The organism is Streptococcus sp. HMSC074B11, from assembly GCF_001808705.1.
In the GTDB taxonomy this organism is placed as follows: Bacteria; Bacillota; Bacilli; order Lactobacillales; family Streptococcaceae; genus Streptococcus.
The window spans coordinates 163,116-175,005 of record NZ_KV794309.1 but is presented as its reverse complement, the minus strand read 5'-3'; the positions used below and the strand labels follow the sequence as shown (position 1 = coordinate 175,005).

General features: G+C 38.4%; 9 protein-coding genes. 1 reads left to right on the top strand and 8 read right to left on the bottom strand.

The features are described 5' to 3' along the window. Nucleotides 1-1,966 (bottom strand): YSIRK-type signal peptide-containing protein (locus HMPREF2619_RS11430; protein ID WP_186821510.1); only part of this gene is annotated, 1,966 nt, incomplete at its 3' end. 460 nt (nt 1,967-2,426) lie between these two features. After that, on the bottom strand, nt 2,427-3,731 hold the full coding sequence (gene eno / locus HMPREF2619_RS10245; protein ID WP_048790537.1) for a surface-displayed alpha-enolase: 1,305 nt from the start codon (nt 3,729-3,731) through the stop codon (nt 2,427-2,429). 163 nt (nt 3,732-3,894) lie between these two features. On the opposite strand from eno, the gene HMPREF2619_RS10240 reads away from it, so the two are divergent. Next, entirely contained in the window at nt 3,895-4,338 is a 444-nt protein-coding gene (locus tag HMPREF2619_RS10240; RefSeq protein WP_070461096.1) for a DUF1694 domain-containing protein, read from the top strand. Here the strand turns inward: HMPREF2619_RS10240 and HMPREF2619_RS10235 are convergent. The 6 genes from HMPREF2619_RS10235 to glgB form a co-directional block, all read right to left on the bottom strand. Further along, the gene (locus HMPREF2619_RS10235; RefSeq protein WP_070461094.1) at nt 4,279-5,448 is read right to left on the bottom strand and encodes a glycerate kinase; all 1,170 of its coding nucleotides are present in this window, start codon (nt 5,446-5,448) and stop codon (nt 4,279-4,281) included. The genes HMPREF2619_RS10240 and HMPREF2619_RS10235 overlap by 60 nt on opposite strands. A 16-nt stretch (nt 5,449-5,464) precedes the next feature. After that, nucleotides 5,465-6,106 (bottom strand): phosphoserine phosphatase SerB, encoded by a 642-nt coding sequence (serB, locus tag HMPREF2619_RS10230; RefSeq protein WP_070461093.1) that lies wholly within the window; start codon nt 6,104-6,106, stop codon nt 5,465-5,467. Nucleotides 6,107-6,168: 62 nt separating this feature from the next. Then, the gene (glgA, locus tag HMPREF2619_RS10225) at nt 6,169-7,602 is read right to left on the bottom strand and encodes a glycogen synthase GlgA (protein WP_070461091.1); all 1,434 of its coding nucleotides are present in this window, start codon (nt 7,600-7,602) and stop codon (nt 6,169-6,171) included. Further along, a complete protein-coding gene (gene glgD / locus HMPREF2619_RS10220; RefSeq protein ID WP_070461089.1) occupies nt 7,599-8,738 on the bottom strand; it encodes a glucose-1-phosphate adenylyltransferase subunit GlgD in 1,140 nt (379 codons plus the stop codon). The genes glgA and glgD overlap by 4 nt, the downstream gene beginning before the upstream one ends. Continuing rightward, nucleotides 8,728-9,870 (bottom strand): glucose-1-phosphate adenylyltransferase, encoded by a 1,143-nt coding sequence (locus HMPREF2619_RS10215; protein WP_070461087.1) that lies wholly within the window; start codon nt 9,868-9,870, stop codon nt 8,728-8,730. The genes glgD and HMPREF2619_RS10215 overlap by 11 nt, the downstream gene beginning before the upstream one ends. Continuing rightward, entirely contained in the window at nt 9,860-11,788 is a 1,929-nt protein-coding gene (gene glgB / locus HMPREF2619_RS10210) for a 1,4-alpha-glucan branching protein GlgB (RefSeq protein WP_070461085.1), read from the bottom strand. Before glgB ends, HMPREF2619_RS10215 begins: the two co-directional genes overlap by 11 nt. Nucleotides 11,789-11,890: the final 102 nt, after the last annotated feature.

Genomic DNA, 11,890 nt, shown 5'->3' with positions numbered 1-11,890 from the left:
TTGGAAGTTCCTTACCTGGTTCTACTGGTTGACCTGGCTTGCGTGGATCTTTTGGATCTGGCAAGTATGGGTTGTAGCCTGGTACGTCTGGAACAACTGGCTTACCTGGTTTTGTTGGGTTTGTTGGATCATTTGGATATTTCACATCTGAAGTTGATGGGAATTTCGGATCATCAGATTTTGGAACCAAGCTACCAAGTGGTTTGTAGGTAACCTTGTCTGTTACTTCTGGTTGATCCGGTGTTACTGTCTTGGATCCAGCTTCTGTCTTATCTGCGTAGAATCCATCTACTACTGGAACAGTTTCTTTACCATAAGTGTGGGTTGACTGATCCCATGTTGTTGTATTTGTTGTTGGGTTCTGTTTTCCTGTGAATGTGAAGTTATCTTGAACTTTATCAGCTGGAGTAGCTGTTCCTGCACCTTCAAATGTAACAGTTTGTTTAGTTGATTTTGTCACATCGTTTTCTACTGGAGCAGTCGCTTTATAGTAGTATATAATCTCATTAGTTGCATTCAAAAATGGATTCTCTAAAACTTGAGTATAAGGACGTCCATTTGCTGCAGTACCATTATACTCAGTTGTTTCACCTTTTCTTAGAGTTGTTTCATGAATCTTATTACCACTATAGTAGACTTCCGCCTTCATGGTTCCATCCATGTTCAGTAATATATATTTAATCTCGAGGTTCGGTTGAGTTATTTTTGTAAAGCTATCACCCACTTGCTTCCAAGGAGAAATATAGCCACTTGGAGAACCTACAATCTCTTTATCGACTAGTTCGTAACCCTTTAATTCTGCCGCGGTAGTATCAAAACGCATTCCAGTCAAACCATTTAAGGTATGAGAAGGAACCAATTCTTTATTTGTATCTTTATCCTTAAATCGTACAGTTACTGAATTATTGGTAGGAATCAACCATCCATCAGCATAAAATGGACCTTGTCCTTGTTTATTTGAAATTTCTGGACCGTTATACAAGATATTAAAGTTCGCAATTTGATTTCGAGTATTACTCTTATACGGCATATCACCGATAGAAATTGAATCCGCATTTCGATTAATGAACAATTTCTTACTACGATTATATACAAATTCCTTCGAATTAGTATTTTTATCCATGGTAATCTCTTGTTGCAACACATTATTACGGTTGTAAAATTCTAATTTTACCGTACCATCAGTCGTGTATCCAGTTGAAGATTGTTCGGATTTGGCAGATATTACTACATAGCCATCGAATGAATCAAGCCAAGAAAAAGTTGGATGTCTGCGTTGTTGATCTAATTGAACAAAAGTATACCAACCGTCACTAGCATTATGGTACTTAGTTGCTGGATCAAAACCATTTGGATGCGATGAATCACTTGAGGTATTTTCCTTTGGTGAAGTAATGCTAATGCTTCCCTCTTTTACTACTGCACTAGAATCAAGATCACGACGAGTTCGTTTCAAAGAGTCTGCAGCATCAGTATATACACTTCTATCTTCCGTATTCGATTTATCAAGTTGATGCTCAACTTTTTCAACTGAATTTGTTGTTGACTCAGATGACAATAGTTGAGTTTCCTTATTATTTTCTGAACCTTGAGATTCTTTTGAATCCATACCTGGAATAACTGCAGGTGCTTCAGATGTTGGATCAGACGATGAAGATTGAGTTGCCTTACTATTTTCTGGACTTTGAGATTCTTTAGAATCCATACCTGGAATAACTGCAGGTGCTTCATAAGTTGATTCAGTTTTCTGATTTTCCTTTAGTAAATCAGATTCATTGTTCCCAACAACAACTTGGTCTCCAGTTTCTTTTGAAGTGAGCTCATTAGCTGAAACAGTTCCACTTCCTAGAAACATCAAACCAGTTGCGATTGCAACTGAAGCTGCTCCAAAACTGTACTTTCGAATACCAAAACGCGTATATTTCTCAGTCCGAAAATCAGCTTGTTGGTTTCTTTTAATTTTCATCAGTTTTATCTCCTTATTAATGTATAAAAATTTGATAACTTCATATACCTCAACTATTATATCAAATGTTTTTTACTTATCAAAACACAATGATAGTTTTTTTTAGAAATAATCATTTTCCATCACTTTATACCATTATTTTTTGACACATTTCGATTTTTTTAGAATCTGGCATCTTGTTTTTTTATATAGCGAACTACACACCTTACTTTAACAATTTTATATAGCCATAGAAATGCAAGGTATGTATTTTTTTAAAATTAAGGATACTATTTAACAAAATATTTCCCTTACTTTTAAATCTCCACGTTACAAAAAACATGAAAGGTGAAGCAATAAATGTCTTCAATAAGGTTATGAAAAAAATTTTTAAAAAGTTTTGCCCCTTTTTTGCCTCCTGAACAAAGAAAAAGCCCTTCGGATAAAATCCGAGGGGCTTAAAACGTTGTTAAATCAACGATTATTTTTTAAGGTTGTAGAATGATTTCAATCCACGGTATTCAGCTACTTCACCAAGTTGATCTTCGATGCGAAGCAATTGGTTGTATTTAGCGATACGGTCTGTACGTGAAAGTGAACCAGTCTTGATTTGTCCTGCGTTTGTTGCAACTGCGATGTCAGCGATTGTTGAATCTTCAGTTTCACCTGAACGGTGTGATACAACGGCAGTGTAACCAGCTTCTTTCGCCATTTCGATAGCGTCGAATGTTTCAGTAAGAGTACCAATTTGGTTAACTTTGATAAGGATAGAGTTAGCACATTTTTCTTCGATACCACGTGAAAGGTAGTCAGTGTTTGTTACGAAGAAGTCGTCACCAATCAATTGAACTTTACCACCAAGACGTTCAGTAAGAGCTTTCCAACCGTCCCAGTCGTTTTCGTCCATACCATCTTCGATAGTGATGATTGGGTATTTGTTTACCAATTCTTCAAGGTAGTCGATTTGTTCAGCAGCAGTGCGGACAGCAGCTCCTTCACCTTCGAATTTAGTGTAATCGTAAACTTTGCGTTCTTTATCGTAGAATTCTGATGATGCACAGTCAATTCCGATAAATACGTCTTTACCTGGAACATAACCAGCAGCTTCGATAGCAGCGATGATAGTTTCTACACCATCTTCAGTTCCGTCGAAACGAGGAGCAAATCCACCTTCGTCACCAACGGCTGTTTCAAGACCACGACCTTTAAGGATTTTCTTAAGAGCGTGGAAGATTTCAGCACCCCAACGAAGAGCTTCTTTGAATGTAGGTGCACCAGCAGGTACGATCTTGAATTCTTGGAAAGCGATTGGAGCATCTGAGTGAGATCCACCATTGATGATGTTCATCATTGGAGTTGGAAGAACTTTAGTGTTGAATCCACCAAGGTAGCTGTAAAGTGGGATTTCAAGGTAGTCAGCAGCAGCACGAGCTACAGCGATAGACACACCAAGGATTGCGTTTGCTCCCAATTTACCTTTGTTAGGAGTACCGTCAAGAGCGATCATTGCGCGGTCAATACCTTGTTGATCACGTACGTCGAATCCGATGATGTGTTCAGCAATAACGTTGTTTACATTATCAACTGCTTTTTGAGTACCAAGACCACCGTAACGAGATTTGTCACCGTCGCGAAGTTCTACAGCTTCGTGTTCACCAGTAGAAGCTCCTGATGGAACCATACCACGTCCGAAAGCACCTGATTCAGTATAAACTTCTACTTCAAGTGTTGGGTTACCGCGTGAGTCTAGGACTTCGCGAGCGTAAACATCAGTAATAATTGACATTTTTTACTCTCCTTTTGAGTTAAATTTTTTACACCTCTATGATACCTCAAAAAGAGACCTTTTTCAAGAAAAAACGTTATCTTTGTGCAAATTCTCCTTATCTATATAAAGTAACCGTTTTCTTTTGCAAGTGATATTGAGACTTTTATGATATACTATGATTATGACTGATTTATCAAAACAAATCCTAGAAAAGGCCAATGGTGGTCTTAAATTAAATCCTGATGAACAAAGACGCTTCCTCGGTACCTTTGAAGAACGTGTTCTTGGATATGCAGACCTTGAAACAGCTAATGATGATAAATTTCAAAAGGCTTATGTATCTATTTTAGAGAGTCTAAAAAAAGAAACTGAACAACTTTTTGTCAAAATTTCTCCTCAAGTAGTGTTTGAAAAGCAGGTCTATTATCTAAAACAAGCCAAAGATGCTGACTGCCAAGCAACCATCGTTTCTGAAGAACATAACTCTTCTCCTTTTGGTCTAGTTATCCATAGCGATGCTCCTGTTCAAACAAAAGAAAAAGACCTCAGAAAGGCCTTTTCAGACTTATGGTTGGAAAAAGAGAGTAAAGCTCCTACTTCTCTCTGGAAAAAATGGTTTGGTTAATTTTTTCAAAGCTAAGACTTGACCGATGTTTGCAGCTGTATTTTCTAAGTAGACAGCTGCTTTTTTTAGACTCTCTTCCAATGGTTCGCTTTTTTCTAGTATGGAAAAAGCAGCGACGATATTCTCAAATGGTAAGGGAGGTAAATCATCTGCCAAACTACCACAAATAGCAATGACTGGAACACCTTCGGGTGTTCTTTTTGCTACACCGATGGGAGCTTTACCGGCTAAACTTTGTGAATCCAGTCTACCTTCGCCAACAATCACTAGGTCTGCATTAGTAACTTTTTGATCGAAGTTTATCAAATTTAAACAAGTTTGAATACCAGATACAATCTCTGCTCCAGCGAAGGCACACAAGCCGGCTGCAATCCCACCGCCTGCTCCTGCACCATCTAATTGTAAAATTTCAGGTGCAACTTTATCATAAAAGTTTTTAATTGCAACATCAACTTCTTGGAATTTAGCTGGATCCATTCCCTTTTGTTTCCCAAATGTAAAGGTAGCACCATGAGGTCCACAGAGAGGATTGGTCACATCGGCCAGTATTTTTATATTTACATCAGAGGGAATTTGAAGTACTCTTTCCTTCGAAATCTTTCTTATTTCAAATAAAGATTGGCCACAAGCCTTCAGTTCCATTCCATTTTTATCATAAAACTGATAACCAAGACCTGATGCAATTCCAAGTCCGCCATCGTTACTAGCTGTACCACCAACACCGACATAGATATCTTTTATCTTTTGGCCTATTAAATGCCGGATCAGTTGAGCAATTCCCTTTGTTTGAACCTCTAGGGGATTTCGTTTTTCAATAGGAATTTTAGCAAGACCGACTAAATCTGCAACTTCAAAAAGAGCTAGTTTTCCTTTTTGAAAGTAAGGCATTTGAACCTCATCACCAAAAGGACCAGTAACCTGTACTGTTTTCTCTTCCAAACCTAGAGAACTTTTAATGGCGTCTACTGTTCCTTCACCTCCATCGCCAACAGGTAAGAGCAAACATTCCGATTCAGGTAGAGCCTTTTGAAGGCCTCGTTTGATAGCTTTAGCTACTTCACTTGCAGGGAGACTCTCCTTAAAAGAGTCAGGTGCGATAACAATTTTCATACCTTCTCCTTTCTAATCAAAATAAATCTATCAGCTTCAATACTCTTGAGAAATCTCTTTCTTCAATTTGAAGGGGAATTTCCTCTTTCACGATTGCTTTGGCACAGAAGCCAATGCCGATTCCAGCTCTCTTCAACATTGCTAAATCATTAGCTCCATCTCCAATAGCAATGGTCCTCTCAATAGGAAGGTCTAATTCTTTGCCCCATCTTACTAGAGTCTCTTCCTTGACTTCCCTAGTAATGATCTCTCCTTCAAGTTTTCCTGTCAAAAATCCATCCTTTACTTCAAGACGATTTGCAGCAATAAGGCTAATACCAAGTTCAGTTGCCAGTCTTTCGACAATAGGTACAAAACCACCCGAAACTAGACCAACCTCAATATCATGTTTTTGAAGAATTTTAACGAACTCTTGGGCATTCTTGCTAAAATGAATCTGTGTATAAAGATGTTCAAATTTATCTACAGATAGTCCTTGTAATAAAGAAACACGTTTTCTCAGGCTTTCTTCAAAATCAAGTTCTCCTCTCATAGCTTGGGCAGTCAGTAGAGCTACTTCTTCTTCACATTCTGCTTCTTTCCCCAACAAATCAATAACTTCCTCTTCTATCAGTGTCCCATCAACATCCAGTACACAGAGTCCTTTAATTTTTTTCATATAATTGCCTTACTTTCAGAATCTCAAAAAATCGTATGAAGGTATCATACGATTTTAACTATTTAGTTTGCTAAGCTATGGTACAAATCAAGATAGGACTTGCAGGCTGTATCCCAAGAGAAATCACATTCGATAGCTTGAACTTGCATGTTCTTCCAAACATCAGGATGGTTGTGATAAACATCCAAAGCTGTTTGCAATGCCCAGTTGAGCCAGTATGGAGTTAGGTTATTAAAGCTAAAGCCTGTACCTGTTCCATCAATTGGATTAAAGGCTTGAACAGTATCTCTAAGACCACCAACCTCATTTACCAAAGGAAGGGTTCCATATCTCATGGCCATCATTTGTGAAAGTCCACACGGTTCAAAGCGACTTGGCATGAGGAAAATATCACATGCTGCATAAATCTCTTGAGCTAATTTCACATCGAAAGTGATATTGGCAGAAAGTTTTTCTGGGAATACTTGACTAAACCAAGAGAAGGCTTGTTCAAATCCTGGATCTCCAGTTCCCAAAAGAACGATTTGAATATCCTCTTGAAGCATTCGATGCAAGCTCTCAACTACCACATCAAAACCTTTTTGACGAGTTAAGCGAGATACAATACCAATCATTGGTACATCGGAACGTACTGGAAGACCAACTTTTTCTTGAAGTTTTGCTTTATTTTGAGCCTTTCCTGACAGATCATTTTTATTAAAATGATAGTCAAGTAAAGCATCCGTCTCTGGGTTGTACAAATCTGTATCAATACCATTAACAATACCTAAAACCTTACCAGATTCCATACGAAGAATCTGATCAATACCGCAACCAAACTCTGTAGTCATGATCTCATAAGCATAGCTTGGCGACACAGTTGATACACGGTCTGCATAGAGAATCCCTGCCTTCATCCAGTTAAGGCAATCATTCCACCTCACAGTTCCATCAGCATAGCGCTCAAAACCAACTCTGAACAAGTCCCAGAGCATACTTTCAGAGAATTGACCTTGAAATTCCAAGTTATGAATGGTTAAAACTGTCTTAATACCTTGATATGCTTGAATCCATCTGTATTTTTCCTTCAACAAGAAAGGAATCATCGCTGTATGGTAGTCATGAGCATGAAGAACATCAGGGATAAATCCAATACGTTCCATAGCTTCAAGGGCTGCAAGTTGGAAGAAGGCAAAGCGTTCACCATCATCGAAATCTCCATACACATGCCCACGGAAGAAATAATATTGATTGTCAATAAAGTAGAAAGTCACACCGTTTAAAACAGTTTTCTTAATTCCACAAAATTGTCTGCGCCAACCAACGTATACTTCGAATTGAAGAACATCTTCGATCTGATCACCAAACTTGGCTTCAACCATGTCATAGTAGGGTAAGATAACAGCAACTTCATGCCCAGCTTTTACTAATGATTTAGGAAGTGCTCCGATAACGTCTCCCAATCCACCTGTTTTTGAAAAGGGAGCACCCTCTGCTGCTACAAATAAAATTTTCATGAAAGGACATCCTCTGTTACTTTTTCGCCTTTTTTGATGACAACAGGGTTTTCTGCTATACCACGAATAACCACTCCATCAGCTATTTCAGCACCCTTATCTACAATTGCGTACTCAATCTTTGCACCTTTACCAACGATAACGCGAGGGAAAATAAGAGACTCTTTAACCAAGCTATCTTTATTGATTCGAACATTACGCGAAATAATAGATTTATCCACTTCACCTTCAATGATACTACCAGAAGCAAATTGAGATGTGTTCACTTTTGAACCTGATGCATAGTAGGTAGGTTCTTCGTTTTTTACTTTAGTATGAATTTTTTGATTTGGTGAGAACAAAGAGTAGAATTTATGCTGATCAAGCATATCTAGATTCGCTTGATAGTATGTTTCTACTGAATGAATATTTGCTAGGTAACCTGTATATTCATATGCAAAAGCACCTTCTTTTGCTGCCAAATCACGAAGAACATAGCGTAATTTTTCTGGATATTCTTTTTGAGCTTCTTCTTCTAAACGTTTAATCAACCATTGAGTGTCTACTACAAAGATATCTGTCGACATGTTGTAGTATTCTTGGTCTGATTTTTTATCAAAGAGTTTGTGAGAAAGCACATGGTCAGTTTCATCAATATCAAGGATTGCATTTACTTCTGAAATATCTTTCTTAGGTAATTTCTTATAAACTACTGTAATCGGTGATTTTGTTGTATTATGCAAATGGAAAACTTGATTGAGATCGATATTCACTAAAACATCACAGTTCAAGGAAACGGTTTGGTCTGAACCTGAACGTTTTAGGTAAGTCAAAAGTTGTTGATAGTACTCTTTACCAACAGTGCTACTTTCTACACGAGTATTGTAGATTCCAAGATAGTAGTGGCTAAGCAACGTATTCAAGCCCCATTCACGACCTGAACGAATATGGTCAAATACAGAGCTGATGTTATCTTGTTGGAAGATTCCAAAGATACTACGAACCCCAGCATTTGCTAAACTTGAAAGTGGGAAGTCAATCAAACGATACTTTCCTCCAAATGGCAAACTTGCCACTGGACGGTTACTTGTCAAGGTTGACATATCATGGAAACCAACGGTATTTCCTAAAATCGCTGAATATTTATCAATCTTCATCTGTTGCTACCCCCACTACTTCGTTATATCCGACTACTTGTACTTCTTCTGTACCATCAATTTCAACACCATCGGCAATAATTGCACCTTCACCGATGATTGCACGTGTAATTTTAGCACCTCTACCGATAACTGCTCCACTCATGATGACAGAATCAACAACTTCTGCTCCCTTACGAACTTGAGCAGTTGTAGAAAGAATCGAGTGTTTCACTGTACCATTTACGTAACAGCCATCCACTACAAGAGAGTCTTCTACTTGAGCGAATTCTCCAAGGAAGTTTGGTGGAGCGATAAGGTTACGAGAATAAATTTTCCATTGACGGTTACGGCTATCTAGAGCATTTTCTGGAGAGATGTACTCCATATTTGCTTCCCAGAGTGATTCGATAGTACCAACGTCCTTCCAGTATCCATTGAACTCATAAGCATAGACACTTTCACCAGTTTCAAGATAATTTGGAATAACATTCTTTCCGAAATCAGACATATCTAGGTTAGCCTTTTCAGCAGCAACTAGCATGTTGCGAAGTCGTTTCCAGTCAAAGATATAAATCCCCATTGATGCCTTGGTTGATTTTGGTTGGGCAGGTTTTTCTTCGAATTCAACAATGCGATTATTAGCATCTGTATTCATGATACCGAAACGACTAGCTTCTTTTAGTGGTACATCCAAAACAGCAACTGTCAAGCTGGCATTGTTATCCTTGTGTGATTGGAGCATATCATCATAGTCCATCTTGTAGATATGGTCTCCTGAAAGAATCAAAACATACTCAGGATTAATGCTATCGATATAGTCAATATTTTGGTAAATCGCATGACTTGTACCTTCAAACCAACGATTTCCTTCACTTGCAGAGTAAGGTTGAAGGATAGAAACACCTGAATCAATTACATCAAGACCCCAACTAGAACCATTACCAATGTGGCTGTTGAGAGCTAGTGGTTGATACTGTGTGATAACCCCAACATTGTGGATACCAGAGTTGGCACAGTTAGAAAGAGCAAAGTCAATGATACGATAGCGCCCACCAAATTGCACAGCAGGTTTTGCAATGCTTTGAGTGAGTTTACCGAGACGAGTCCCTTGCCCACCGGCAAGGATTAAAGCTAGCATTTCATTCTTCATTTTCTACTCCTTTTTGAGATTTATTTGATTCTTTTTTAGCAGGTTTCAAGCGACGTTTGATTTTCCAGATACTTGCCCCCAAAGCTGGCAATGTAAAGGTCAAAGTTTGCTCATAATCCTTCCATAACCCTTCTTGAGTTTGAACGGTTTGATTGTGTTCTTTCCAAACACCTCCCCATTGTTCCAACTCTGTATTCCAAATTTCTTCATACACACCTGCAACTGGCAGTCCAATTGTGAAATCAGGACGTTCGACTGGTGCCATATTAAAGACACAGACTAGCATCTCGCCTTTCTTTCCTTTACGAATAAAGGAAAGAACACTCTGATCTCTATTATCTGCATCGATAATTTCAATTCCATCATAGCTTGTATCAATTTCCCAAAGACAACGGTGGTCCTTATAAAGTTGATTCAACTGAGATGTGAAGTATTTCATCTTGGCATTCATTGGATCTTCAAGGTTTGACCATTCTAATTGCTCTTCAGATTTCCACTCTAAGAATTGACCGAATTCGCTACCCATAAAGAGCAATTTCTTACCAGGGTGACAAATTTGATAAGTGTAGAGGTTTCTCAAACCAGCGAACTGATTGTAACGATCACCCCACATCTTATGCATCATACTTTTCTTACCATGTACAACCTCATCATGTGAGAATGGTAGGAGATAATTTTCATTAAAGACATACATGAAGCTGAAAGTTACAAGATTAAAGTCATACTTGCGGTAAATTGGATCTTCTTCGTAGAAACGTAGGATATCGTTCATCCACCCCATGTTCCACTTGTAGTCAAATCCAAGTCCACCCATTTCTTTCATACCGGTAATCTTGGTACCTGAAGAAGACTCCTCTGCAATCATCATAACATCCGGATGAGCTAGCTTAATAACATCGTTCAAACGTTGAAGGAAATAATAACCTTCATAGTTGAGATTGCCACCGTCTTTATTTGGGGTCCATGGAGCATTATCATAATCTAGATAGAGAATATTACTTACGGCATCAACACGAATACCATCTAGGTGATAGAAATCAATCCAAAACTTAATGCTAGAAATCAAGAAAGATTGGACTTCATTTTTACCAAGGTCAAAGTTGAGTGCTCCCCAACCGTAGTTGTTAGCCTTATTATGATCCTGGTATTCAAAAGTCGGTGTGCCGTCATAGTATGCCAAAGCGTCATCATTGATTGTAAAGTGTCCAGGTACCCAGTCCACAATTACTCCGATATTGTTGATATGACATTCCTCAACAAAGTCTTGAAACTCTTCAGGACGACCATAGGCATGCTCTAAAGCAAAGTATCCCATGAGCTGGTAGCCCCAACTCAAACCAAGTGGGTGAGCCATCAAAGGCATAAACTCGATATGAGTATAGTTCATCTCAACAAGATAGGGGATGAGCTCTTCTTTTAGTTGAGCAAAGCTATAAGGTGTCCCATCAGGATTTCTCTTCCAAGATCCTGCATGCGCCTCATAGATATTGACTGGTCTTTCGAAAAATCCCCAACGTTTTCTGCGAGCTAACCAGAGACCGTCCTTCCATTTTTTCTCAGGAATTTCTGTTAAAACTGCCCCTGTTCCTGGACGAGCTTCATAGCGTACTGCCAAGGGATCAATCTTCATAAGCTGATGACCATTAGCACGAGTAATATGATATTTATAAATATGTCCTTCTTGAGCTAAAGTTGTAAAAACTTCCCAAACTCCAGATTCGTTACGAACCATGGGGATTTGATTTTCAACCCAGTTAGTAAAATCACCAACTAGATGGACAGCCTGCGCATTTGGCGCCCAGACACGGAATGTATAACCATACTCACCGTCTCTTTCTTCACGATGCGCTCCTAAATAGTGTTGAAGATGGAAATTTTCGCCACTAGTAAAAGTTCTTAAAGCTTCTAATTTATCCATTTAATCCCCCTTTTATTGTAAGCGTTTTCTATGTCTTTATTATACTATCTTTTAAGAAAACTTTCAACTAATTTCCGAATTCTACTAAAATTTTTTTCGAAA

What these genes read in the sequence shown, in the direction of transcription:
- glgD (WP_070461089.1), bottom strand. Translation starts at nt 8,738, where the DNA reads ATGAAGATTGATAAATATTCAGCGATTTTAGGAAATACCGTTGGTTTC.
- eno (WP_048790537.1), bottom strand. Translation starts at nt 3,731, where the DNA reads ATGTCAATTATTACTGATGTTTACGCTCGCGAAGTCCTAGACTCACGC.
- HMPREF2619_RS10215 (WP_070461087.1), bottom strand. Translation starts at nt 9,870, where the DNA reads ATGAAGAATGAAATGCTAGCTTTAATCCTTGCCGGTGGGCAAGGGACT.
- HMPREF2619_RS10240 (WP_070461096.1), top strand. Translation starts at nt 3,895, where the DNA reads ATGACTGATTTATCAAAACAAATCCTAGAAAAGGCCAATGGTGGTCTT.
- HMPREF2619_RS10235 (WP_070461094.1), bottom strand. Translation starts at nt 5,448, where the DNA reads ATGAAAATTGTTATCGCACCTGACTCTTTTAAGGAGAGTCTCCCTGCA.
- glgB (WP_070461085.1), bottom strand. Translation starts at nt 11,788, where the DNA reads ATGGATAAATTAGAAGCTTTAAGAACTTTTACTAGTGGCGAAAATTTC.
- glgA (WP_070461091.1), bottom strand. Translation starts at nt 7,602, where the DNA reads ATGAAAATTTTATTTGTAGCAGCAGAGGGTGCTCCCTTTTCAAAAACA.
- serB (WP_070461093.1), bottom strand. Translation starts at nt 6,106, where the DNA reads ATGAAAAAAATTAAAGGACTCTGTGTACTGGATGTTGATGGGACACTG.